Below are 24,004 nucleotides of genomic sequence, written 5' to 3' on the forward strand. Positions count from 1 at the left end.
ATGAGCGACACGATCGCCACGCTGCCCGTGGTCGTCGAAGCCGACGGCCGGGCGCTGACCCAGCTGATCACCGATCGCCGCGCCGAGCTGCGGGCCACCCTGGCCGACCAGGGTGGGTTGCTGTTCCGCGGCTTCGACGTGGGCGGGGTGGACGGCTTCGACCAGGTGGTCCGGGCATTGTCCGGGGAACCATTGACCTACACCGAGCGGTCCTCGCCCCGGCACGCCATCAAGGGCCGGGTGTACACCTCGACCGACTACCCACCGGACGAGGAAATCTTCCTGCACAACGAGAACTCGTACCAGGCGCGGTGGCCGTTGAGCCTGTTCTTCTACTGCATCACCGCGCCGCAGACGCTGGGCGCCACCCCGTTGGCCGACATCCGTCAGGTCTACCGGGAGATCGACCCGGCGGTACGCGAGGAGTTCGTCCGCCGGCGCTGGATGCTGATCCGGAACTTCCACGAGGATTTCGGCACCACCTGGCAGCACGTGTTCGGCACCGACGATCGTGCCGAGGTGCAGGCGTACGCGGCGGCCAACCGGATCACGCTGGAGTGGGTGGGCCGGGACGGGCTGCGTACCCGTGCGGTGCGCGACGCCGTGCACCTCCGCCCCGGCTCGGACGTTCCCCGCTGGTTCAACCACGCCACCTTCTTCCACGTGAGCAGCCTGGCGAAGGACCTCCAGGAGGGCCTGCTGGACATGTTCGGCGCCGACGGGCTGCCGTCGAACACCTACTACGGCGACGGTGGCGAGATCCCCGCCGACGTCATGGACCACCTGCGGGCCGCCTACCGGGCCGCGAGCGTCCGCTTCGACTACCACCGCGACGACGTGCTGGTGGTCGACAACATGACCGCCGCGCACGGCCGGGAACCGTTCACCGGCCCCCGCAGGATCGCCGTCGCGATGGCCGAACCGCACACCCCCGACACCTTCGGAGAGCAGTGATGGCCGAGCCCCGATTCCTGGTCGTGCGCAACGACGAGGAGCAGTACTCGATCTGGTCGGCCGAGCGGGACCTCCCGGCGGGATGGCACGACACCGGCTTCGCCGGCACCCGCGAGGAGTGCCTGGCGCACATCGACACCGTCTGGACCGACATGCGCCCCCGCTCGGTACGCGAGGGGGCGTCATGAGCAAGGAGTGGACCTTCCCGGCGTCCTTCGCCCAGGAGCGGGTGTGGACGGCCAACCAGCTCGACCCCGGATCGCCGGTCTACAACGTCTCCGCGCCGTGGCTGTTCCCGGTCGGCGTCACCGCCGCACAGGCCACCGACGTGTTCGGCCAGGTGGTCGCCCGGCACGAGTCGCTCCGTACGCACCTGCGGATCGTCGACGGCGCGCTGGTGCAGGTGGTCCGGGCCGTCGAGCCGTTGGACCTGCCGGAGTTGGACCTGACCGGTCTGCCCGCCGACGAGCGGGAGACCCGCCACGACGAGACCCTCGCCGAGCTGGCGCGTAGCCCGATCCCGCTGGACACCCCGCCGCCGTGGCGGGCCCGGCTGGTCCGGTTCGCCGCCGACCGGGTCGGGTTGCAGTTCGTGGTGCACCACGCGGTCTTCGACAGCCACTCGGCGGTGCTCTTCGCCGCCGAGCTGACCGCGTTCACCCGGGCCGCGCTGGCCGGCGCACCCGCCGACGTGCCCGAGCTGCCCATCCAGTACGCCGACTTCGCCGTCTGGCAGCGCGACCAGCTCACCGACACCGAGTTGGAGCGGCAGCTCGCCTTCTGGCGCGGTCACCTGGCCGGTGCGCCGGCGGTGACCGGCCTGCCGCTTGACCGGCCGCGCCCAGCCCAGCTCGGCTTCGCCGGTGACGAGGTGCGCTTCGACCTCCCCGACGGGCTGCTGGACCAGGTCGGGCGGCTCGCCGCCGGCACGTCGACCACCCCGTACATGGTGCTGCTGGCCGCCTTCGCGGCGCTGCTCTCCCGGATCTCCGGTGACCCCGAGGTGGTGGTGGGCGTCTCCACCGCCGGCCGCGACACCGCCGAGCTGACGCCGCTGATCGGCATGTTCGTCAACCCGGTGGCGCTGCGGTGCGACCTCACCGGCGACCCGAGCGTCACCGAGGTGCTCGGCCGCGTCCGGACCGGCCTGCTGGACGCGATGGAGCACGGGCAGACCCCGTTCCAGCGGATCGTCGAGGCGGTCGCCCCGCAACGCGACCCGTCGGTGCAGCCGGTGTTCCAGACCGCGCTGAACCTGATCCCGGACTCCGGCCTGGACCCGGTGCCGCTGGGCACCACCAAGGACGACCTGGCCTTCGACATCACCGGCGGCACCAGCCGGCTGGTCTACCGCACCGACCTGTTCGACCGGGCCACCGCGGAGGCGGTCGTCGCCCGCTACCTGCGGCTGCTCACCGCCGCCGTGGCCGACCCGGGGACGCGGCTGTCGGCGCTGCCGCTGCTCGACGACGCCGAACGTGACCTGCTGCGCGCCTGGACCGACACCGGGCCCGCGGTCGCCCCGATCACCCTGGTGGCCGAGGTGGAGCGGCAGGTCGTCGCCACCCCCGCCGCGATCGCGCTGGTCTGCGACGGGGAGGAGCTGAGCTACGCCGAGCTGGGCGCTCGGGCCAACCGACTGGCCCGGCTGCTGGTCGAGCGCGGTGCCGGCCCGGAGACCCGGGTCGCGCTGCTGCTGCCCCGCTCGGTGGAGTTGCTGGTGGCCATCCTCGCGGTGCTGAAGGCCGGTGCCGCGTACCTGCCGGTGGACACCGGCTATCCGGCGAACCGGATCAACTACCTGCTGACCGACGCCGAGCCGACGCTCGTGCTGGCCACCTCGGAGACGGCCGCGCTGGCCCCCGCCGACGCACTGGTGCTGACCGACACGACCGCCGCCGACCTGGACTCCGCCGACCTCACCGACGACGACCGCCGTACGCCGTTGCGCGCGGAGCACCCGGCGTACCTGCTCTACACCTCCGGCTCCACCGGGCGGCCCAAGGGCGTGCTGGTCGAGCACCGCGCGGTCACCGCGTACCTGGCCTGGGCCCGGGACACCTACCCGGGGCTGGCCGGTGTCGCGCTGCTGCACTCGCCGGTCTCGTTCGACCTGACCGTGACCGGGCTGCTCGGCCCTCTCACCGCCGGGGGCACGGTCCGGCTCGCCGGCATCGACACCCCGGCGGCGCGGGCCGGTGGTCCGCCGACCTTCCTGAAGGTCACCCCCAGCCACCTGCCGCTGCTCGACGACGCCCTGTCGCCCACCACCGATCTGGTGATCGGCGGGGAGGCGCTGACCGGCGAACAACTGGCTGGCTGGCGTGCCGCCCACCCCCGGGTTGCGGTGATCAACGAGTACGGCCCCACCGAGGCGACCGTCGGCTGTATCGCGGCCCGGATCGCTCCCGGGCAGCCGGTGTCCGCCGGGCCGGTGCCGATCGGTAGGTCCACCCGGGACACCCGGGTCCACCTGCTCGACGCCGCGTTGACCCCGGTGCCGCCGGGTGTGGTCGGTGAGCTGTTCATCGCCGGGGCGCAACTGGCCCGGGGCTACCTGGGCCGGCCGGCGCTGACGGCGGAGCGCTTCCTGCCCTGCCCGTACGGGCCGCCGGGGGAGCGGATGTACCGCACCGGGGACCTCGCCCGCTGGCGGGCCGACGGGGCACTGGAATACCTGGGCCGCCGGGACAACCAGGTCAAGATCCGGGGGATGCGGATCGAGCTGGGCGAGATCGAGTCGGTGCTGCGCGCCCGCGCGGACGTGGCCGAGGCCGCGGTGGTGGTCCGCGCCGACAACGGCGAGCCAACCCTGGTCGGCTACCTGGTCGGCCGGGTCGACGAGGCGACGCTCGCCGCAGACCTGGCCCAGGAGCTGCCCGCGCACCTGGTGCCGAGCGCGTTCGTCCGGTTGGACGCGCTGCCGCTGACGCCGAACGGCAAGCTGGACACGGCCGCGCTGCCGGCACCGACCGCCGCCACCGCCGACGGCTTCCTCGCCCCGCGTACCGACGCCGAGGTGCTGGTCGCCGAGGTCTACGCCGAGATCCTGCACCTGGAGAAGGTCGGCGCGCTCGACGACTTCTTCGCCCTCGGCGGCAACTCGCTGCGCGGCATGCGGGCGATGGCCCGGATCCGCGCCGAGGTGGACGTGGAGCTGCCGATGCGGGCGCTGTTCAGCAGCCCGGTGGTGGCCGACCTGGCCGCCCAGATCGAGCAGCGGATCGCCGCCGAGTTCGACGAACTCTCCGAAGCCGAGGTCGCCGCGCTGCTCGCGGCGGAGAAGGACGCCCCCTGATGACCGACGTGAAGGACTCGGCCCGCGACGCCGCCCGGCAGGCGCTGATCGCCCAGCGGTTGCGCCGCCGGTCGGGCAACCCGCCCGCCGCGCGGATCACTCCCCGCCCGCCGGACGCCGAGGTGCCGCTGTCGTACGCCCAGGAGCGGGTCTGGTTCATGGACCAGCTCGCTCCCGGCGAGGCGGCGTACCACATCGCGGTGCCCTTGCGAGTCCGTGGCCCGCTGGACGTCGCGGCGCTGCGCCGCGCGCTGGCTGACCTGACCCATCGGCACGAGTCGCTGCGCACCCGGTTCCCGGCCGACTCGGACGGCCGGCCCACCGTGGTGCTCGACGAGGTCGTCGAGGTGCCGCTGACCGTGGTGGACGCCGCCGACGACACCGCCGCCCAGGCACGTGTCGACGAGGCGGCCGTCGCGCCGTTCGACCTGGCCAACGGGCCGCTGCTGCGGGCTCTGCTGATCCGGCTGGCCGCCTGCGACGATAATCCGGCCTCCGCGCCGCAAGACGGCACTCCGGACCGGATGAACGTCGACGAGCACGTGCTCTTCCTCGGCCAGCACCACATCGTCGGTGACGGCTGGTCCGTGGACGTGCTGCTGCGCGACCTGATCGCCCGCTACCGCGACCGGGAGCTGCCCGCCCTGCCGGTGCAGTACGGAGACTTCGCGGTCTGGGAGGCACGGGAGCTGGCCGGGCCGGGCGCGCTGCGGCACGTGGACTGGTGGAAGGAGCGCCTCGCCGGGATCACCCCGCTGGAGCTGCCGCTGGACCTGCCGCGGCCGGCCACCCAGACGTACCGGGGTGACTTCGTCGAGTTCACCCTGGACGCCGCCGCCACCGAGGGGCTGGCCGCGCTGACCCGCGCCTACGGCGGCACGATGTTCATGACGCTGCTCGCCGCGTACCAGGTGTTCCTGGCCCGGCACGCCGGGCAGGACGACTTCGCGGTGGGCGCATCGGTGGCCGGCCGGTCCGCTCCGGAGCTGGAGAACCTGGTCGGCATGTTCATCAACATGCTGCCGATGCGTGCCGAGCTGGCCGGCGACCCGACCTTCACCGAGCTGCTGGTTCGGACCCGCCGCGCGGTGCTGGACGGGCTGGAGCACGGCGAGGTGCCGTTCGCCCGGGTCGTACACGAGCTGGGCCTGCCGCGTGACGTCAGCCGCTCACCGGTGTTCCAGGCGATGTTCGTGCTGCAGAACTACGAGATGGGCCGGTTCGAAGGGGTGGCCAAGGACGCCGACGTCAGCTTCGAATGGCATCCGATGGAGCTGCGCGCCACCCGCTTCGACTTCGAGCTGCACGCCGTCGAGACCGGCAACGGGCTCTGGGGCAAGCTGGTCTTCAACACCGACCTGTTCACCCGGGCCACCATCGAGCGGATGGCGCACCGGCTCACCACGCTGCTACGCGCCGTGGTCGCCACCCCGGATCTGCCGGTCTCCGCGCTCGATCTGCTCGCACCCGCCGAGCGGGAGCTGTTGGCCGGGTGGAACGACACCGCCCACGATTTTCCCCGGCAGCAGACGCTGCACGCCCCGATCGAGGAGCGGGCCGCCCGTACTCCGGACGCGGTGGCGCTGCGCTTCGCCGGCCGTTCGGTGACGTACGCCGAACTGAACGCGGCGGCGAACCGGGTGGCGCACCGGCTGCGCGCCTGCGGGGTGGGCCCGGAGACCATGGTCGGTGTCTGCGCGGAACGCTCGGTGGAGCTGGTCGCGGGCCTGCTCGGCGTGCTCAAGGCCGGCGGCGCCTACCTGCCGTTGGACCCCGAGTATCCGGCGGACCGGCTGGCCTTCATGGTCACCGATGCCGCCGCGCCGGTAGTGCTGGTGCAGGCACACCTGCGCGACGTGCTGCCGACGACCGACGCCACCGTGCTCGCCCTGGACGACGAGGCGGTCTGGGCCGACCAGCCGACGGGTGACCCGACGCCGACGGCCGGCCCGGCGCACCTCGCGTACGTCATCTACACCTCCGGCTCGACCGGTCGGCCCAAGGGTGTGCCGAACACCCACCGGGGCATCGTCAACCGACTGGACTGGATGCAGCGCACCTACCGGCTCGGCGCCGACGACGCGGTGTTGCAGAAGACCCCGGCCAGCTTCGACGTGTCGGTGTGGGAGTTCTTCTGGCCGCTGCGCGAGGGCGCGCGGCTGGTGCTGGCCGAGCCGGGCGGTCACAAGGACGCCGGCTACCTGCGCGACCTGCTGGTGTCCGAGCGGGTCACCACCGCCCACTTCGTCCCGTCCATGCTCACCGTCTTCCTCGCCGAGGACGGCGTCGAGGCGGCCACGGCGCTGCGCCGGGTGATCTGCAGCGGTGAGGAGTTGCCGCTCGCCGCCGCCCGGGACTTCACCGCCCGGCTGCCCGGCTGTGGCCTGCACAACCTGTACGGCCCCACCGAGGCGGCGATCGACGTCAGCTCCTGGGCGTGTGACCCGGCGCTGCTGGCCGAGGTGGCCAGCGTGCCGATCGGTGCGCCCATCAGCAACGTGCGGCTGCACGTGCTGGACGCCCGGGGCAACCCGTGCCCGGTGGGAGTCGCGGGTGAGCTGCACATCGGGGGGGTGGGGCTGGCCCGCGGCTACCACCGTCGGGCGGCGCTGACCGCGGAGCGGTTCGTGCCCGACCCGTTCTCCGGCGAGCCGGGCGCCCGGCTGTACCGTACCGGCGACCTGGCCCGCTGGCAGGTCGCGCCCGGTGACCGGCCCGGCGGTGTGCTCGAGTTCCTCGGCCGGATCGATCACCAGGTCAAGCTGCGCGGCCTGCGCATCGAGCTGGGCGAGATCGAGAGCGCGCTGCGCGCCCAGCCCGGGGTGACCGAGGCGGTGGTGCTGGTCCGCGAGGACACCCCCGGCGACAAGCGGCTCACCGGGTACCTGGTCGGCGCGGCCGAGCACGACGCGGTCAAGGTGGCGCTCAAGGAGACCCTTCCGGAGTACATGGTGCCGGCGGCGTTCGTCACCCTGGACGCCCTGCCGCTGACCCCGAACGGCAAGCTGGACCGCACGGCGCTGCCCGCGCCGGTCGTCACCCGCGCCGCCTCGGTGGCGCTCGTGGAGCCGCGCGACGACACCGAACGGCTGCTCGCCGGGATCTGGTCCGAGGTGCTCGGTGTGGCCACCCTCGGCATCGACGACGACTTCTTCGACCTGGGTGGGCACTCGATGCTCGCGACCCAGGTGGTGGCCCGCATCCGCAAGGCCGAGCACGGTGGGCGGCCGGTCGGCGTGATGGACCTGTTCCAGCAGCGGACCATCCGCGACCTGGCCACGTTCATGTCCGGCGGCGGTGGCGACGGGCCCCGTCGGCTGCTCTACGAGCTGACCAAGCCGATTCCGCCGGCCCAAAGAGTGATCACTTACGTCTGCGTGCCGTACGGCGGCGGCAGCGCGATCGTCTACCAGCCCCTCGCGGACGCGCTGCCGGCCGGGCACGCGCTCTGGTCGCTGGCCATCCCCGGGCACGACGTGGGGCTCACCGAGGACGCGCTGCCCTTCGACGAGCTGACCACCCGGGTCGCCGAGGAGATCATCGAGCGCGTCGAAGGCCCGCTCGCCCTGTACGGGCACTGCGGTGTGGGCAGCGCGATCGTCGCCGAGGTGGCCCGCAAGGTGGAGGCCGCCGGGCGGGAGCTGACCGCGCTCCACATCGGTGCGATGTTCCCATTCGCCCGGCCCAAGGGCCTGTTCGCGGCAGTGCGCACCAAGCTGGAGAAGCTGCGCAGCAACAAGCACTACGCGAGCTGGCTCAAGTCGATGGGTGTGGACACCGACGAGCTGGAGCCGGAGCAGGCCGACCGGATCATCAGCAACATGCGGGCCGACTCCCGGGCCTCCGAGGAATACTTCACCGCCCTGCTCGACCAGGGCGCGGTGAAGCTGCGCGCCCCGATCATCTCGGTGGTCGGCTCGGAGGACCCGGTCACCGACTACCACATCGAGCGGTACGCCGAGTGGCAGTTCCTCAGTGACCGCCTCGGGCTGGTGGTGCTCGACCAGGCCGGGCACTTCTTCCTCAAGTACCGCGCGCAGGAACTGGCCGAGATCGTCACCCGGGTTCATCCGGCGCTGGTCGGCGGCGACGTCGGCGAGCTGACCCCGCAGGCACGGGGCGAGGACGCCGGCTGGGCGGTGGCCGACACCCGGGGCGTCGACGCCGTCGTCGTCCCGGACAAGCCGATGGTCCGGCCCAGCATGGCCCGCTTCGTGTCGGTCACCGTCGGGCAGCTCGTCTCCACCACCGGTTCGGCGCTGACCGCGTTCGCCCTGCCGATCTGGCTGTTCACCCGCACCGGCTCGGTGACCGACCTGGGTCTGCTCTGGGCCTTGGCGCTGATCTGCGGGGTGCTGGTGCTGCCCATCGCCGGGGCGATCACCGACCGGATCAGCCGCCGCAAGATCATGATGATCGCCAGTTGCAGTGCCGGTTCGGTCCAGCTCGTGCTGGCCGCGCTGCTCTGGACCGACAACCTGGCGCTCTGGCACATCTACGGCCTGGTGGCGCTCAGTCAGGTGGCCGGCTCGTTCCAACGGATCGCGTTCCAGTCGGCGGTGCCGCAGTTGGTGCCCAAGCGCTACCTGGGCCACGCGATGGGCATCACCCAGCTCTCCAACGGGTTCGCCATGCTGCTGATGCCGGTCTTCGCAGCCGGCCTGCTGGCCGCGATCGACCTCAAGGGCATCCTGCTGATCGACGTGGCCAGCTATCTGATCGCGGTGGTGACCCTGTCCGTGGTCCGCTTCCCCGACCTGCTCGGATGGCGACCCCGGGAGCGACTGCTGGTGGCGATCGCCAACGGTCTGCGCTACTCGTGGCGGCACCGAGGCTTCCGGCTGATGCTGGGCTACTTCGCGCTGGGCAACATCTTCCTGGCGCCCGCGCTGGTGCTCACCACCCCGTTGGTGCTCTCCTTCGGCAACGCGACGCAGGTAGCCCAGGTGGCCCTGGCCGAGGCTCTCGGCGCGGTCGCCGGCGGCGTACTCATGTCGCTCTGGGGTGGTCCCCGCAACCGACGCATGATCGGCGTGCTGATCGGCAACCTCGGCACGGCGGTCGGCTGCGTCCTGGTCGGCCTGGACGCGTCCGTGGCGATGATCTGCGTCGGTGCGTTCTGGCTGGCCATGTCGATGACCACGGCTCAGTCCATCTACGCCACGATCGTCCAGGTCAAGGTGCCGCAGCGCTATCACGGCCGGGTGTTCAGCCTCAACCAGACCATCTCCTGGTCGACGCTGCCCATCGGGTTCGCGCTGGTCGCCCCGGCGGCCACCCGCCTGTTCGAGCCGCTGCTCGCCCCGGACGGGGCTCTGGCCGGGTCGGTGGGCGCGGTGATCGGCACCGGTCCGGGTCGGGGCATCGGCTTCGCGTACGTCTGCTTCGGCGCGGCGCTGATCCTGATCACCCTGGGCGGGTTCGCGATCCGGCTGCTCCGCCGCTTCGACCTTGAGGTCGCGGATTCGCTGCCCGACGACCTGATCGGTGCGCAGGAGCGGGAGCGTCGGCTGGCGGCCCGGGCCGCGCAGCGCGAGGAGGAACGGGTGCCGGTCGGCGTGTGACGACTGCAGCCTCACGCCCGGAACGTGCGGCGGTAGGCGTCCGGCGGTACGCCGATCGTGCGGTGGAAGTGGCGGCGCAGTGTCGTCGCCGTGCCCATGCCCGCGGCCGAGGCGATGGTGTCGACGCTGTCGTCCGTGGTCTCCAGCAGCTCCTGCGCGCGGCGGATCCGCTGCGTCAGCAGCCACTGCAGCGGGGTGGTGCCGGTTACCGAGTGGAAGTGGCGGGCCAGGTGGCGCGAGCTCATGTTCGCCTGGCGGGCCAGGTCCTCCACGGTGAGCGGCTGGTCCAGCCGCCGCATCGCCCAGGGGAGCAGGTCGGCCAGGGGGTGGCCGTCCTGGGTGGGCACCGGTGTGGTGACGAACTGGGCCTGGCCACCGGCCCGGTGGGGCGGCACGACCAGGCGGCGGGCGACCACGTTGGCGATCGCCGAGCCGTGGTCGCGGCGGACCAGATGCAGGCACAGGTCCATCGCCGCGGCCTTGCCCGCAGACGAAAGCACGCTGCCGTTGTCGACGTAGAGCACGTCCGGGTCGACCGTCACCCGGGGATAGCGCGCGGCCAGCTGCGCGGTGTGGGCCCAGTGCGTGGTCGCGTGTAGCCCGTCCAGCAGGCCGGCGGCGGCGAGCACGAACACGCCCGTGCACAGGGAGACCACCCGCGCGCCCGACTCGTGGGCCGCGCGCACCGCCTCGACCAGGTCGGCCGGCGGGTCCTCGTCGACGTCCGCCAGGGCGGGGACGATCACGGTGTCGGCGTGCGCCAGCCGGTCGAGCCCGCAGTCCGGCTCCAGCAGGAACCGGCCGACCCGGACGGCGTGCGTGCCGCACACCTGGACGTCGTACCAAGGGCCTGGCAGGGCGGCCGGGGCGGAACCGAAGACCTCGTAGGCCAGGGCCAGCTCGAAGTGCAGCATCCCGTCGGTAGCGGCGACCGCGACGGAACGCGGGACAGAACTCATGTCGGGAATTGTACGGGTCGTGTCGTTCCGGACACTGTCACCGATGGGCAAACGGGGACAGGATTTCCGTAGTGGATCACTTCGAGCACGCGGGAGCAGACATGGGATCAGGTCGGAACGTGGCAGTGTTCGGGGCCTACGGGCACACCGGGCGGTTCGTGGTCGCGGAGTTGCGCGAGCGCGGACACGTCCCGCTGCTCCTCGGTCGCGACCAGGACAAGCTGCTGGCGCTGGCGCAGGCCCACCCGGGGCTCGAGGCGCGGCAGGCGTCGGTCGACGATCCAGCCTCGCTCGACCGCGCGCTGAACGGCGCGGCCGCCGTGATCAACTGCGCCGGGCCCTTCGCCACGACCGCAGCCCCGCTGGTCGAGGCGGCGCTGCGCGCCGGCATCCCGTATGTCGACGTGGCGGCCGAGATCGAGGCGAACCTTGACACCTTCGCGCACTTCGCGGGGCGCGCCCGCGCCGCGGGCACCGTGGTGGTCCCTGCGATGGCCTTCTACGGCGGCCTCGGCGACCTGTTGGTCACCACCGCGATGGGCGACTGGACGGCGGCGGACGAGGCGCACATCGCCTACGGCCTGAGCAGTTGGCACCCCACCGCCGGAACACGTGTTGCGGGCGCGGTCTCGGGGCAGCGACGGGGTGGCCGCCGTGTCCGCTACACCGGCGGACGGCTGGAGTACCACGACGACACTCTGCCGACCCTGGAGTGGCCCTTCCCGGCTCCGCTCGGCCCCCAGAGCGTCATCGCAGAGTTCACCATGGCCGACGTCGTCACCATTCCCAGCCACCTGGCCATCCCGGAGGTGCGCACCTACATGACCGCCAAGGCGGCCGCGGACCTGTCCGCTCCTGACGCCTCGGCACCGACCGCCGTCGACGAGCGCGGCCGCTCCGCGCAGACCTTCGTCGTCGACGTCCTCGTCCGCTCCGGCGGAGCGGAACGCCGCGTGGTCGCCGCCGGTCAGGACATCTACGCCATCAGCGCGCCGCTCGCGGTGGAGGCCGTCGACCGCATCCTCACCGGCCGGACCAGGACCACCGGCGTCGCCTCCGCGGGCGCGGCCTTCGACACCCCGGACTTCCTCCGCGCCCTGTCCTCGCACCTCTCGCTGCACGTCCCGCTCGACACACGCGGCTGACCCGGCGACCCGTGCACGGATCCAGACCGTGGTCAGTGCGGCCACTCCGCCAACTCGGCCGCGAACGAACAGCGCCCACGACGCACCCGAAAGGTAAGTCCGCTGACCTTCACGTCGCACAACGGCTACCCGATTTCACGCCCTACTCGGAGGTGTCGTCGCCCCCGAATGTGGGCCCCCGCGTCGACATCGCGGTCGGGTCGCATTCCCGATAGTCAATGTAAGAAGAAGACCGCCTTCGATAGTGTCTCGACCAGCGTACGACGGGGGCTTCGACGGCTGACTGCCGTCGCTGCACGTACGAATTCAAAGAGCGGTATGCCCCTTTCGGTCTCGCGTTTGCAGTGGTTGCTGCACGGAAGGGAGACGTGAGGCGCGGCATGCCGGCGTAGTCGCCGCATGTCGACGATCGAAAAAGGTGCACGCCGCTGACGCGACAGCGACGGTGCCGCCTTCGCCCTCATCCCCCTTCGGCCGGGTCTCGCGGACGCGCGAGCCAGGCACCTCAGCACACACCGCTGCCACATGTCCGCCGGCACGATGTTTCAGGGAGGGTGATATGCCGCGATTCTTCGCGCCACCGAAGGACAACCTCAGGCGAATTTCCAGAAGCCGCCGCAGCGTCTTCGTACGCCGGTTCGCCGCGATGACGGCGGCCGGCGTGGCGTTCGGCCTGACGGTGCCAGGTCAGGCGTTCGCCGAGCCCGGCCCGTCACCGACCACCGCGGAACGTTCCGCACCGACGCCGGTACGGAAGAACGGGCACAAGAACAGCGCGATGATCGACGGCGACTCCGGCGTCGTCGACGCGACGGCTGGCGCGGCTGCCGACGGCGGATCCGTGCCGCCGCGAAAGCAACCGAGCGGAAAGCCGTTCACCCAGAAGCAACTGGGCGACCGTGCCACGACGCGGGCGATTGCCGAGAAGCAACGGAGCTTCGTCGAGTCGTCCACCCTGGACCGGCAGCCGAGGGCGGCGGCCGCCGCACCCGGCATCGACCTGCCGACGAGTCCGCTCGAAGGGGACCAGAACGACTGTTTGAACTCCGCCGGCGCCGACTCGGATCACGGTCGGGTCCACAACCGGTTCCTGTACTGCCTGAAGAGCGACACGAACGTCGACTACTGGGAAGTCGACAACAAGGGCAACCCGGTCGAGCAGGTCGGGACCAGCAATATCAACTTCCTGGTCATGGCGTACGGGAGCAAGCAGAGTCGCAGCATCCGAGTGTTCCTCAAGACGATCGAGGACTCGGCCGACTACGAATGGGGTCCGATCGACAACATCACCAAGGCCCCCAAGCAGCACCTCGTCGTGGACGTGCGGTGCATCAACAACGTGTTGGACGACACCCGCTGCGCCCTCGGCGGCTCCGCGGTGTCCAAGACGTTCAGCGACTGGGACGACGGTCCCGACTGGGTTTCCTGGGACATCACCTCCGCCAAGCCCACGCAGTCCGAGAGCGACGTCGACTACAAATGGCTGCACGAGTGGCAGATCACGTTCCAGGGCGGAGCGGAGGACGAGTACAAGACGATCTTGCCAGGCCACACCGCATCACGATCGATGCGGTGCGACTCGGCGGCGTACTTCAACAAGCCGAAGCAACCCGAGGCGTGCATCTTCAACGACGTCATTCCTCACCTGGAGTACTCCACGCAGGACAGGGGTCCGAAACCCACTGACGGAGTCGCCGAGGTGGCAGTGCACATCCGCGACGCTCAGGACAACCCCAACCCCACGTACCCGCTCGTCAGTCCCCCGCGCGACAAGAGGATCCCGGGCAAGTTCACGGGCAGCCGCACCGATCCGCCGTTGCACCGCATCCCCAACACGGATCCGCAGTACAAGGAGAACGGCGTCCACAAGAACGCCGCCTGCTACGGAAAGGGAACGGAGCGCGACAACTACATCGGGCTCGGCCTGCCCACGCCGCCGGACACCAGCTATCAGGACTGTGACGAGTACCCGTTCGCCAGCACGAGCGAAGGCGCCGCGAGCACAACCTGGGACTTCTCGGTGAAGGCGGTGAACCTCTCGCAGAACCGCCGTGCGGGTCGTCGTCTGGGCGAGTACTTCAGCAGCGACCGCATCCTGCAGTACGACCGCGACGCCTTCTACGTCAACATCACGGACACCCCGGTGGACGACCCGGGCAACGACAATGTCGTCGACGCCGGCCCGGACGTCTCCGGCACGGAAGGCTCGATGATCCGCCTGGCCGGCGCCGCCGACGCGGCCGAGGAGGGCTCGGTGCGCTGGAGCGTACGGCCGGTGTCCGGCACCGACGCCGGCGCGACCTGCACCTTCCAGGATGCCGAGGCACCCGACACGTTCATCACCTGCCAGGACGACGGGCTGTTCGAGGTCACCCTCACCTCCGACGACGGAATCGACGCCGCCCGCAGCGACACCGCGCAGGTCACGGTGGGTAACGCCCCGCCGGTGCTACAACTCAGCGGGCCGCGTCCGTGGCAGCTGTTCAGGGTGAACACCCCGGTCGACCTGGCCGCCACCTTCACCGACTCCGGGGCGAACGACACCCACACCTGTGCCATCGACTGGGACGATTCCCGCAGCGACTCGTTCGGGGCGGCCGACAACTGCAACCGATCGCACACCTTCACCCGAGCCGGCATGTTCACCATCGGCGTGACTGTCACCGACGACGACGGCGCGTCCGACTCCGCAACTGTCATGATCATCGTCTACGACCCGCAGGCGGGATTCGTCAACGCCGACGGTTCCCTGGCCGCTCCGGTCGGATCGTTGACGACGACACCCGGCGCCTCCGGGGAAGGCTGGTTCCATCTCGCCGCCAGGTACTACGCGCCGAACGACACCGTGCCCGTGGGTGACGCCCGGACCTGGCTCACCGGGACCGGCTTCCGCTTCGACACCTCCGGAGGCGACGGCCTGGACTGGCTGGTGGTCACCCCGGACGGGAAGATGGCGGCGAAGGGCCGGGGCACGGTCGACGGCCAGGCCGGCTACGGCTTCGTCTTCTACGGCTATGACGGATGCGTCAACGGCGGCGCTCCGGGCTGTCGACCAGGACCGGACCAGTTCCGCATGGTCGTCTGGACCGGCGGGCCGAACAGCTATCCCACCGAAGCCACCACATTCGACACCAGCCGAGGCGCCGATTACGACGTCGACGCGGCCGTACCGAAAACCATAACCTCGGGGCGGGTGAACATCCAGAAATGATCACGGGGGTGCGGCGGCGGCAGCCGCCGCACCCCGCTACGGAGGTACATTGACCGGCATGGCAGTGCCACTCGCGGTCCATCGCGCGTCGGTCTGGGTGCAACACGGCCAGGTGCTGGTCAGCGACGCGGAAGGCGGCGACCTGGCAGGCCTCGACGACTCGTGGGACGACGCAGTCGAATCCGGGCGCTTCGTGGGCGCCGCCGACGGCATCGTGACCATCGTGACACCCCACGCGGACAGCAGCGGCACCCCATTCACCGTCGAGGAATGGGCCGACGAGCCGCCGGACGACCGACACGACTGGGATCACGAAGTCGACATCGACATCGACGCGCCGAGCGGGAGGCTGGAGCTCTTCCTCACGACCGGCGAGATAGAAGACGGCACCGCCCGCCTCACCAAGGCCGGCCCGTGCCGGCTGCGGGTGTCCGCCCGTTTCCCCGAGGCTGACGACGACGACGCCGCCGACGTGTACCGGCTACGGGTATGGCCGCGCACCGCCGACACGCCGCCGCAGCTCCGGCAGTCCTGGCCGCACTGGCCCAGCGTCCGGTCATGACACCACCGAACACGCCGCACCCGACTCGCCGCCGCCGGCGACTCGCGTCCTGGGCGGCCATCGTGACCGTCGCGCTCAGCGGCTGCGGGCCGGCCTCCACCGGCAAATCCGCCGGCCAGGACGCACCCGGTTCGTCGCGACCCGGTGTCGCCTGCATCAGGAACAGCGACGCCGACGCCGACTACTGCGATCGCTTCCTCGCCGACCTCGCCCGACGCACGCCGCTGGACCCCGCTCAGGCACGGGCCGCCGAGACCGCCCGACAGTCCGTCGCCCGCGCTCTCTCCGGTAACGTCATCAACCGCTGCAACGTCACACACGAACCCTGCGACGCCGTCATGGCCTGGGCCGAGCAACCGGCGACACCGGACCATGTCAGGTCACTGTTGGCGACGGTCAGCGAGAATCACCCCCAGGTCCGGTTGGCCCGCCCCGACGATCCCGCCGATGCCGACACCGTCACCTTCGGAGTCCTCGTCGGACAGGTCTGCGTCTACGGATACCAGCGCCTCCACAAGGATCCGGACCAGGTACACGCCGCCGGCCCGCTACCTCAGGGCACCTGCCTCGCACCCTGACCGCACGAACACCAGATGACAAAGGCCCTGGCCCCGCTGATTTCGCCGGACGTGACGTGGCAGACCACGGACGAATTCGTGACCGCCCTGGACGAGAACCTCGCCAACTCCCGAGCACGGGCCCAAGCGGGATGCGCCACCGAACGCGGTGGCGCACCCCGTTCCGTTTCAGGAGACCCAGCCCTTGTCGTACATGTAGTGCATCACGGGGCGGACGGCGTTCGGGTTGTCCCGAAAGAACTGCTGTGTCTCGGCCACACGGACCGGGTCCAGGAACTGTCGGAAAGCGGCAATGTACTGCGGGCGGGGCATGACGAGCGCATCCGGCACCGGTGCCAGGTGACCGCCGCCCAGCGCCACGGCGTCGCTTATGTGGTCCTCGCCGACCTTCCAGACCGTCGGCTGAGCGGCGTACTGCGCGAACCGGGTCAGGCGCAGCAGCATGGCAGCCGATCGGGCGACCTTTGGTCGGTCGGCGAACTGGGCGAGGCTCGGGTCCTCCAACGGCAGCGCCGATTTGATCTCGGACCGCAGGGCGACGACGTTCACCCTGAGAGCGGCCCGGGTAGAGGCGGCCGTCCGCATCCGGTCCATCTGGGTCGCGCGGTGGTAGGTGCGGACCGTGTCGGTGATGGACTGGACGTAGTTGCGCAGCATCTCGCCCTTCTTGGCGGCGGGGCTGTCCGTGCTCGCGCCGGTGCTCGCCAGCTCCTTCCTGAGCGCGGCGAAGCTGTCGCCGGCCGCCAGGTCGACGGCCTCGAAGTCGTCGACGAGCTTCTTCTGACGACTCCTGTCGCCGTCGGCAACCCACTCGTCGACGTGCTCGTCGGTGAGCAGCCCGGCGATCTCGCCGGCGCACGCGACGAGACCCATCAGCGGGCTGTCGAGTCCGATCGCGGCCGGCAGGCCGTGACCCGGGAGGAGGGGGAGCGCGCCCTCCTCGTACAGGACCGTGACGCCCTGTGCTCGCCAGATCGCGATCTCCTCGTCGTGCCTTATGCGGGAGTGCAGTTCGCCGGCCATAACCACACGGGTGCCGCCCGCGAAGGCCGCCATGACCGCGTTCTGCGGCGCGGCCGGCGCGGTGCCGGTGGTGATCGGTTGGGTCACGGAACTCCTCCTAAGTACTGAATCAACAACAGCCCTCACCATATGGAGTCGGCAACTGACGATCAGTAACGCGGGCGACAAGAGGGTTGTCCGATCAAGGACGGGCATCGCGAGGCATCTCGGCGGCCCGCTCCGGCGGGATTTCATTGATCAACGCGCTGGGCACACGTACGCACAATGCGTCGTTGGTCGTGCACATCAGGTCACCCTGCCATGGAGCTGGCGCACAGTGGACGATGCGACCAATTACGCCTGAGGCCCTTGGCTGGACGGGACGAGCGACATGCTCACGCCCAGGTCAGTACGCATCAAGTGCCGCATTTGGGTAACCAGGTCGAGTATCGTTCCATTGCAGAAAACGACGATCGTCTCAGGGTCGGGACCATCGGCTGAGGTGAGCCCCTGCACCTGTCGATACCCCGCGGCTAATAAGCGGTTGAGCTGCGAGGCGAGAGCGAGTATCTCGTCCGGCAAGATCATCTGCGCGCTGTCGTACCGGTCCTGGTACGCGATCCATGCCTCTCGCGCGGAAGTCACCTGCTCAGGAACAAGCGCATTCGACTTCGCAGAGCGAGCGCACGCCTTGAACTGGTTCCGACACGTACGGGCCAATGCATTGAGCGCCGTGTACTCGGTCCGCCGTTCCTCGAACGCGACCTGGCGGGCGACGGCGTCCCGTTCCTCGCGACGGAGTTTCCGATCCACCTCGGCCGCGACCCGATTCGCCCGGGCGGTGGACCGTTGAGCGAGGACGGGGGACAAGAGCGTACCTATGACGCCGACAACGGCCACTGCTAGCGCGGTGAGTCCCGCATCCATCACAACGCCTCCGATCGACATGTCCGTTATGCTAATGGTGGGACGAGAGTCCGACCACGGGCGTTGTGACGACCTAAGTGACGTGGGCCCACCTCCCGCCGGACATATGCGGACGATCGTGGACCGTTCTCGAGTGTGCGCTTCCACGGCCCGCAAAACCTCTCTCCAGGCGGGGAGGTGCGCGTCCGCGCACGTCTCTGATCTCGGGCACTGATCCACCGCTTTCCGCCTCATGGACGGAGCGCTCAGAACTTGTAGCGAGACGTCGGGTGACTGGCGTTGCCTGTCGACGGAGGGCTCACCGCAGCTCCGTCTGGAGCCCGGCCGGCTTCTAAGTCGTCGTGCAGAACCGCCTCTGGGTCTTCTGCGCCGAGCTGGGCGCGGACCGCGCGGCAGAACTCTTGGCGAGCGTCGTTGAGGCGAGCTGTTGGCGACTTGGAGGGGTACCCCGCTGCCCGAGGGTCCCGGCCGTCTCCGGCCTGAGCCTTACGCCATAGGCATGGCGAGTTACTACCCGTGCCGCAGTCTGGACCGACCTGGTGGCCCCACATCCTGGCATTCATCCGCACCGGCATCACCAACGCCGGCTCCGAAGGCACCAACCGTGTCATCAAGACCGTCGCCCGCGACGCCTTCGGCTTCCGCAACCCCGTCGAACAGCGACTACGCACCCGCTGCGCCACCCCCGGACCAGCTCGGCGGCGGCCTTCGCCTCAGCCGACGGCTCCGCCCGCTTCTTACCTCCGGTCTGGTCGTTCAGTGTCGCGGTCGTCACGGCACCCGCCTCACCAGGCACAACGCCCGATGGATCAGGCCGGAAACACCGTTAGATCCACACTCCCGTTGACTTCGCGGAGCCGTAATTTGCACAGCCCTGTCTTCGATCTTCATGGTGAGTTAGTCTCCAGTGGACCTTTTCCATTGTTGAAGGGGAATCTATGATTACTATTGCGCGCTCGAAGGCACGCATGCTTGCCGCGGTCGCAGTGGGAGTGTTGGCCAGCACATTCATCGTGGCGCCTGCATTCGCGAACTCCGTTAGTTGTACCGTCAGCGGTCCGATCTCGGGATCGTGCGAGACCTACTACATTCCGGCGAACGGATCGGGGCACTACATCAAGTACAATGTCTGTACGCCATTTCAGGGTGGCGAATCCTTCAGAATCCGCGACTACTACAACGGGAAGGTCGTCAAGTCGGGGAGCGTGTCCTATTTCGGGTGCACCAGTGGGAAAGTGAACGGCCTCTACGCTTTGTACCGCCTGGAAATCGAGGGCACCCCTTACGGATCAGGCAACATCAGCGACTAAGATCTCCTAACGAAATGATGTTGGGCGTAATCGCCGGGACGTGAGGAGGGGTGAGCAGCCGCCGTGGATCGTCTCGGACGACCTCTGGGCCGAGATCGAAGCGCTGCTGCCACCTCGACCGCCTCGCCGGCGCCGGTTCCCGGGCCGTACGCCCCTCGATGACCGCAAGGTGTTGTGCGGGATCCTGTTCGTGCTCTACACCGCGATTCCGTGGGAGTACCTGCCCAGGAACTCGGGTTCGGTTCGGGGATGACCTGCTGGCGCCGACTCCAACACTCAAAGAGATCCCCTTCTTCAGGAAGCCGGTCTCGTCGACGATCAGCGCCCCGTCGTCGTGACCGAGATGTTTCGCCACGTAGGCGAACAGGTCGTCGCGGACCGCGTCCGGGGCCCACGCTGACTTGTTGAGCAGCCGCTGCATCCGATCCGGCGTGGTATCGCCGGCGGCCTCGGCCAGGGTCCAGCCGTTCTTGCTCGCCAGCGGTGACAACAGCCCGACCAGGTAGGTAAGCGCCTGCCGGCGCGGCTCCGCACGCCCGAACCGGTGCGCGAACCGCGCCAGCAGATCATCCAGACCCGCCCGCCAGCCCACAGTCTCATCGATCACCACAAGCACGGGAGCCTAGGCCCGGTCGTCGGCGACGCGGAGCACGATCTTCCCCCGGGTGTGCCCCTGCTCGCCTTCGCGGTGGGCGGCCGCGACCTCGGCCAGCGCAAGGACCTTGGCGACCTCGACGGTGACGGTGCCCTGCTCGATCAGCGCGGCGATCCGCGCCAACGCCGGACCGTCCGGCTCGACCAGGAAGCCGGTGACGCGGACTCCGGCGGCGGCCGCGACCGTGGCCAGCTCCGGCGAGACCCCGGCCGGCACGGCCACCAACAGCCCGCCCGGACGCAGCGTCTCGACCGACCGGGTGCTGGTGGCGTCGTACGCGTCACCGACCAGGTCGAGCACCACGTCGACGTCCCTGACCTCCTTCTCGAAGCGGCCGGTGGTGTAATCGACGACCTCGTCGGCACCCAGTTCGGCAAGCCACTGCTGGTTGCGCGGGCCGGCGACCGCGATCACGTACGCGCCCAGGTGCTTGGCGAACTGCACCGCGAGGTGCCCCACCCCACCGGCAGCAGCGGTGATCAACACCCGCTGCCCCGGCCGCACGCCGGCGGTGTCCACCAGCGCCTGCCACGCGGTCAGCCCGGCCAAGGGCACGCCGGCCGCCTGCTCGAACGAGCGGCCGGCGGGCATCCGAGCGAACTGCCGCGACGGCGCAGTGACGTACTCGGCGTAACCGCCGCCGGCCCGCGGGAACCAGGGCATCCCGTAGACCCGGTCGCCCGCGGCCAGGGTGGTGACGCCGAAGCCGACCTCCTCGACCACACCGGCGACGTCCCAGCCCAGGACGAACGGTGGCGCGCCGAGCACCCCAGCCATGCCGGTGCCACCGCGGGTCTTCCAGTCGACCGGGTTGATACCGGCGGCGTGCACCCGGACCAACACCTCAGTGGGCAGGGGCGCGGGGCGCTCGACGCGTTCGACGGACAGGACCTCGGGACCGCCGAAGGTGTGCTGACGGACCGCGTTCATGGTGACGTTCTCGCTCATGATCCCAGTCTCGATACCGCGGCCGTCCTTCAACAGTGGCTATAACGACGTAGTGCGTAAGATTCGTGCCATGCCCCATCGTGTTGCCGTGCTCGCCCTCGACGGCGTCATCCCCTTCGATCTCGGCATCCCGGCCCGGGTGCTCAACGAGGCGCACGACGCGGCCGGCCGGCCGCTCTACGACATCGTCACCTGCTCCCTCGACGGCACGCCGATCAGCACCAACGCCGGATTCACGATCCAGGTGCAGCACGACCGCCGCGCGCTCGCCCAGGCCGACACGATCGTGGTCGCCACCCAGGAGCCGTCCACCGCCATGCTCACCGCCGGCCAGCTCGACCCCCGGGTCGCCGACCTGCTGCACACCCTGGATCCGGCCACCCGCGTCGTGAGCACCTGCACATCGGCGTTCATCCTCGCCGCGGCCGGCCTTCTCGACGGGCTCGCCGCGACCACCCATTGGGCGCTGAGCGACCGGTTCGCCGCACTGTTCCCAGCCGTCGAGATGCGCCCGGACGTGCTGTTCGTCGATGCCGGTCGTGTCCTGACCTCGGCGGGAGCGGCAGCCGGTATCGACCTGTTTCTGCACATCGTGCGCACCGACCACGGCGCGTCGATCGCCAACGACGCCGCCCGCCGCTGCGTCGTGGCCCCTTGGCGAGACGGCGGCCAGGCCCAGTTCATCGCCCATCCGCCTCTGCCCGCGTCGTCGGCGGGAACCGGCCCGACCCGGGCGTGGGCGCTGGCCCGGCTGGACCAGCCACTCTCCCTGGCCGACCTGGCCCAGCACGCCACCATGACGAAGCGGACCTTCAGCCGACGCTTCGTCGCCGAGATGGGCGTGACACCGTTGCAATGGCTGATTGCCCTACGCGTCGACCGCGCCCGGACCCTGCTGGAGAGCACCGACCTGCCGGTGGAACGGATCGCCACCGAAGCAGGCTTCGGCAGCGCCACCCTGCTGCGGCAACACCTGCACGCGGCGCTGAGAGTCACGCCGCAGCACTACCGACGCACGTTTCAGGCCCCTGCCCCGAAGACCTGACCGGCGAAGCCGCGACCCGACGGCGACACGACAAACGGGTCTGTAGAGCCGCGGCATCACCGTGGTATGTCGCGTTCCCACCGACACACTGCCCTGGTCAGCCAATCCGTTGATTTCCCCGCCCGGACAATGGGAACCCCCTACAGCTCGACGTTGATGTTGCCATCGCGGACATCGCTCAGGGCCGTCATGTAGCCGACCTCGAGCGCCCCGACGAACATGCGCAGCATGTCGGCCCGGGCGTCCAGGTAGCCGAACCGCGACCACAGGTTCGCTGCGGCCTGCGCGGTTTCTCGCTCATCGCCCGAGTCGCGGATCGGGGCCGCGTTCATGATCATGGCGACGCCGATGAGGCGGTGCCCACGCCGGCCTGGCGCCCATCAGCCGCGACTCCCGGCGCCACCTCCGGCAACCACCGCGGACCCCGCTTCGGTGGACGCTACGCGCTCGCCACCGATGCCCCACCAGCGACCCGGGTGGCCGCCGCGATCACCGAACTCGCCCGCGCGAGTGACCAGCGCCCGCGGACACAGCTCGGCGTGCCGACCGATCCGCCAACGCAACACCGTCCTCCCAAGCGGCTGAACGGCCGCGGCCAGCGCATCAGGTTGCCCCCCGGCGACATCATGGACCGGGAGGGCAGCATTCCTATGGGGAGACGAACGAGGGCGAGGTGGCGGGTTGTCCGGATGGATCCGCGATGGCAGCGGCCTGTACGTCCGGGCACGTCCGCCCGCTGTCGTCCCGCCCGATCCCGTTTCGCCCAGCCACAGCGCAGAGGATCGGCCAGGGCGGTCCGCAACGATCGCTAACTGGATCCAGACGGTTGCAGCACTCACCGCGACTGTCGTCTCATCGCTGGCGCTGGTCATCGCCATCGACGCGCTCCGCGACCAGCAGCAGGTCAGCGGTCTCGCCATGGATCGATTCGAGCGACGGTACGCCGAACAGGTGTCCTGGTGGGCTACCCGGCGTGACCGGGGCACCGTCTTCATCCAAAACCGCTCACCGGTGCCCCTCCTGGACGTGACCATCCAGATGGTGCAGGTCACCCACGTGGAAACCCGGGCGTTCACCGGGGCACACCAACGTCGGATCGGCGTCCAGATCTCCGACCTGCCGCCATGCACGATGACAAAAGTGAACCTGGCCGAGCCGGTCATGTCCGACAAGATCGACTCGGCGCTGAACGACGTCGCCACACCGGTCCCTCAGCCCGCCGCCGAAAGCCGTAGCGCCGAAGACGGTGCCGTGCTGACCTACGCTGTGCGTTTCCACGACGGCAACGCGCTGTGGGAGAGACAACGTTCCGACCTGCGACAACTGTCTGCGACGCTTGCCGAGCAGGATCTGACGATTGTTGCGACCACTCAGTCCATTGAGCCCGTCACCGACTGCGGCACCGGCGGTTGACTGAGCTCTCAAGCGGGGTTCGCGGTTCGGCGCGGGTGAACAGGGCGGACACCTTGCCGGCGACGACCTCGTCGGCGTTCGTGGCCTGGGCCGAAATCCGTCATCCCGGGCGGTAGTGACGTCACGACGCGTCCGAACACAAGCTGCAGCCGTCACCAGAGCACCGGACAGCCACCACCAGTGGAGTCGGCCCGCGCTGTACGCCTGGTTGCTGAGAACCGCCACCCCCACCATGACGATCGCCGCGCCAATTCCGACCAGCGGCACTGTCCACCTGCGAATCCATCGACGGCGCAGCACACCCGCTCCCCGCATAGCCAGCCAGCCAGCCCGGCCCGGACCGGACCGGCCATCTTCTTCCGAAATCGTCGCCATGCTGGTCAAGCAGGCACAACCCGTCCGTCCGGACGCAACGGCCTGTTGGTCTTCGATG

17 protein-coding genes and 2 pseudogenes are annotated in these 24,004 nt (G+C 70.0%); 13 read left to right on the forward strand and 6 right to left on the reverse strand.

Going from position 1 to position 24,004, the window contains the following annotated elements; all coding sequences use genetic code 11:
* Genes ACGFH8_RS17550 through ACGFH8_RS17565 form a run of 4 tightly spaced genes read left to right on the forward strand, consistent with a single transcriptional unit; the run spans position 1 to position 9,816 of the window.
* The gene (locus ACGFH8_RS17550; protein ID WP_393368098.1) at positions 1-954 is read left to right on the forward strand and encodes a TauD/TfdA family dioxygenase; all 954 of its coding nucleotides are present in this window, start codon (positions 1-3) and stop codon (positions 952-954) included.
* Positions 954-1,142, forward strand: coding sequence for an MbtH family NRPS accessory protein (locus ACGFH8_RS17555; protein WP_355031384.1), 189 nt, complete (start codon positions 954-956; stop codon positions 1,140-1,142). Before ACGFH8_RS17550 ends, ACGFH8_RS17555 begins: the two co-directional genes overlap by 1 nt.
* A complete protein-coding gene (locus tag ACGFH8_RS17560) occupies positions 1,139-4,252 on the forward strand; it encodes an amino acid adenylation domain-containing protein (protein ID WP_393368101.1) in 3,114 nt (1,037 codons plus the stop codon). Before ACGFH8_RS17555 ends, ACGFH8_RS17560 begins: the two co-directional genes overlap by 4 nt.
* Positions 4,252-9,816: an amino acid adenylation domain-containing protein gene (locus tag ACGFH8_RS17565; protein ID WP_393368102.1), complete on the forward strand. Its 5,565-nt coding sequence runs from the start codon at positions 4,252-4,254 to the stop codon at positions 9,814-9,816. The genes ACGFH8_RS17560 and ACGFH8_RS17565 overlap by 1 nt, the downstream gene beginning before the upstream one ends.
* A gap of 11 nt (positions 9,817-9,827) precedes the next feature.
* Here the strand turns inward: ACGFH8_RS17565 and ACGFH8_RS17570 are convergent, their stop codons facing one another.
* The gene (locus tag ACGFH8_RS17570) at positions 9,828-10,775 is read right to left on the reverse strand and encodes a helix-turn-helix domain-containing protein (RefSeq protein ID WP_393368103.1); all 948 of its coding nucleotides are present in this window, start codon (positions 10,773-10,775) and stop codon (positions 9,828-9,830) included.
* Between the two features lie 101 nt (positions 10,776-10,876).
* Between ACGFH8_RS17570 and ACGFH8_RS17575 the strand changes: the two genes are divergently transcribed.
* From ACGFH8_RS17575 to ACGFH8_RS17590, 4 genes are all read left to right on the forward strand, one after another.
* A complete protein-coding gene (locus ACGFH8_RS17575) occupies positions 10,877-11,920 on the forward strand; it encodes a saccharopine dehydrogenase family protein (protein ID WP_393368104.1) in 1,044 nt (347 codons plus the stop codon).
* A gap of 559 nt (positions 11,921-12,479) precedes the next feature.
* Positions 12,480-15,131 (forward strand): PKD domain-containing protein, encoded by a 2,652-nt coding sequence (locus ACGFH8_RS17580; protein ID WP_393368106.1) that lies wholly within the window; start codon positions 12,480-12,482, stop codon positions 15,129-15,131.
* 58 nt (positions 15,132-15,189) lie between these two features.
* Positions 15,190-15,693: a hypothetical protein gene (locus ACGFH8_RS17585; RefSeq protein ID WP_393368108.1), complete on the forward strand. Its 504-nt coding sequence runs from the start codon at positions 15,190-15,192 to the stop codon at positions 15,691-15,693.
* Positions 15,690-16,271: a hypothetical protein gene (locus ACGFH8_RS17590; protein ID WP_393368110.1), complete on the forward strand. Its 582-nt coding sequence runs from the start codon at positions 15,690-15,692 to the stop codon at positions 16,269-16,271. The genes ACGFH8_RS17585 and ACGFH8_RS17590 overlap by 4 nt, the downstream gene beginning before the upstream one ends.
* Positions 16,272-16,439: 168 nt before the next feature.
* On the opposite strand, the gene ACGFH8_RS17595 is transcribed toward ACGFH8_RS17590, so the two are convergent.
* Positions 16,440-17,381: a hypothetical protein gene (locus ACGFH8_RS17595; RefSeq protein ID WP_393368112.1), complete on the reverse strand. Its 942-nt coding sequence runs from the start codon at positions 17,379-17,381 to the stop codon at positions 16,440-16,442.
* Positions 17,382-17,627: 246 nt separating this feature from the next.
* A complete protein-coding gene (locus ACGFH8_RS17600) occupies positions 17,628-18,221 on the reverse strand; it encodes a hypothetical protein (RefSeq protein WP_393368114.1) in 594 nt (197 codons plus the stop codon).
* A gap of 495 nt (positions 18,222-18,716) precedes the next feature.
* Here ACGFH8_RS17600 and ACGFH8_RS17605 point away from each other — a divergent pair, with 495 nt between their 5' ends.
* From ACGFH8_RS17605 to ACGFH8_RS17615, 3 genes and pseudogenes are all read left to right on the forward strand, one after another.
* Positions 18,717-19,142: a transposase gene (locus ACGFH8_RS17605; protein WP_393368116.1), complete on the forward strand. Its 426-nt coding sequence runs from the start codon at positions 18,717-18,719 to the stop codon at positions 19,140-19,142.
* Entirely contained in the window at positions 19,139-19,510 is a 372-nt protein-coding gene (locus ACGFH8_RS17610) for a hypothetical protein (RefSeq protein ID WP_393368118.1), read from the forward strand. Before ACGFH8_RS17605 ends, ACGFH8_RS17610 begins: the two co-directional genes overlap by 4 nt.
* Before the next feature lie 67 nt (positions 19,511-19,577).
* Positions 19,578-19,798, forward strand: a pseudogene (locus ACGFH8_RS17615) (transposase); the annotation flags it as partial.
* A gap of 58 nt (positions 19,799-19,856) precedes the next feature.
* Here ACGFH8_RS17615 and ACGFH8_RS17620 read toward each other — a convergent pair.
* Together ACGFH8_RS17620 and ACGFH8_RS17625 are read right to left on the reverse strand one after the other, a co-directional pair.
* Positions 19,857-20,126, reverse strand: a pseudogene (locus ACGFH8_RS17620) (transposase); the annotation flags it as partial.
* A gap of 6 nt (positions 20,127-20,132) precedes the next feature.
* Entirely contained in the window at positions 20,133-21,113 is a 981-nt protein-coding gene (locus ACGFH8_RS17625) for an NADP-dependent oxidoreductase (protein ID WP_393368119.1), read from the reverse strand.
* A 70-nt stretch (positions 21,114-21,183) separates the two neighbouring features.
* Here ACGFH8_RS17625 and ACGFH8_RS17630 point away from each other — a divergent pair, with 70 nt between their 5' ends.
* Positions 21,184-22,158, forward strand: a complete 975-nt coding sequence (locus tag ACGFH8_RS17630; protein ID WP_393368121.1) for a GlxA family transcriptional regulator — start codon at positions 21,184-21,186, stop codon at positions 22,156-22,158.
* Between the two features lie 140 nt (positions 22,159-22,298).
* On the opposite strand, the gene ACGFH8_RS17635 is transcribed toward ACGFH8_RS17630, so the two are convergent.
* Complete coding sequence (locus ACGFH8_RS17635; protein WP_393368123.1) at positions 22,299-22,496, reverse strand: hypothetical protein; 198 nt, start codon at positions 22,494-22,496, stop codon at positions 22,299-22,301.
* A gap of 343 nt (positions 22,497-22,839) precedes the next feature.
* Here ACGFH8_RS17635 and ACGFH8_RS17640 point away from each other — a divergent pair, with 343 nt between their 5' ends.
* Positions 22,840-23,571 carry a hypothetical protein gene (locus tag ACGFH8_RS17640; RefSeq protein WP_393368125.1) on the forward strand — a complete coding sequence of 244 codons (732 nt, stop codon included), beginning with the start codon at positions 22,840-22,842 and terminating at the stop codon, positions 23,569-23,571.
* The last annotated feature ends 433 nt before the right edge of the window (positions 23,572-24,004 follow it).

The organism is Micromonospora sp. NPDC049175 (assembly GCF_043197345.1).
Taxonomy (GTDB): domain Bacteria; phylum Actinomycetota; class Actinomycetes; order Mycobacteriales; family Micromonosporaceae; genus Micromonospora.

What these genes read in the sequence shown, in the direction of transcription:
- ACGFH8_RS17550 (WP_393368098.1), top strand. Translation starts at nt 1, where the DNA reads ATGAGCGACACGATCGCCACGCTGCCCGTGGTCGTCGAAGCCGACGGC.
- ACGFH8_RS17555 (WP_355031384.1), top strand. Translation starts at nt 954, where the DNA reads ATGGCCGAGCCCCGATTCCTGGTCGTGCGCAACGACGAGGAGCAGTAC.
- ACGFH8_RS17560 (WP_393368101.1), top strand. Translation starts at nt 1,139, where the DNA reads ATGAGCAAGGAGTGGACCTTCCCGGCGTCCTTCGCCCAGGAGCGGGTG.
- ACGFH8_RS17565 (WP_393368102.1), top strand. Translation starts at nt 4,252, where the DNA reads ATGACCGACGTGAAGGACTCGGCCCGCGACGCCGCCCGGCAGGCGCTG.
- ACGFH8_RS17570 (WP_393368103.1), bottom strand. Translation starts at nt 10,775, where the DNA reads ATGAGTTCTGTCCCGCGTTCCGTCGCGGTCGCCGCTACCGACGGGATG.
- ACGFH8_RS17575 (WP_393368104.1), top strand. Translation starts at nt 10,877, where the DNA reads ATGGGATCAGGTCGGAACGTGGCAGTGTTCGGGGCCTACGGGCACACC.
- ACGFH8_RS17580 (WP_393368106.1), top strand. Translation starts at nt 12,480, where the DNA reads ATGCCGCGATTCTTCGCGCCACCGAAGGACAACCTCAGGCGAATTTCC.
- ACGFH8_RS17585 (WP_393368108.1), top strand. Translation starts at nt 15,190, where the DNA reads ATGGCAGTGCCACTCGCGGTCCATCGCGCGTCGGTCTGGGTGCAACAC.
- ACGFH8_RS17590 (WP_393368110.1), top strand. Translation starts at nt 15,690, where the DNA reads ATGACACCACCGAACACGCCGCACCCGACTCGCCGCCGCCGGCGACTC.
- ACGFH8_RS17600 (WP_393368114.1), bottom strand. Translation starts at nt 18,221, where the DNA reads ATGTCGATCGGAGGCGTTGTGATGGATGCGGGACTCACCGCGCTAGCA.
- ACGFH8_RS17610 (WP_393368118.1), top strand. Translation starts at nt 19,139, where the DNA reads ATGATTACTATTGCGCGCTCGAAGGCACGCATGCTTGCCGCGGTCGCA.
- ACGFH8_RS17625 (WP_393368119.1), bottom strand. Translation starts at nt 21,113, where the DNA reads ATGAGCGAGAACGTCACCATGAACGCGGTCCGTCAGCACACCTTCGGC.
- ACGFH8_RS17630 (WP_393368121.1), top strand. Translation starts at nt 21,184, where the DNA reads ATGCCCCATCGTGTTGCCGTGCTCGCCCTCGACGGCGTCATCCCCTTC.
- ACGFH8_RS17635 (WP_393368123.1), bottom strand. Translation starts at nt 22,496, where the DNA reads ATGATCATGAACGCGGCCCCGATCCGCGACTCGGGCGATGAGCGAGAA.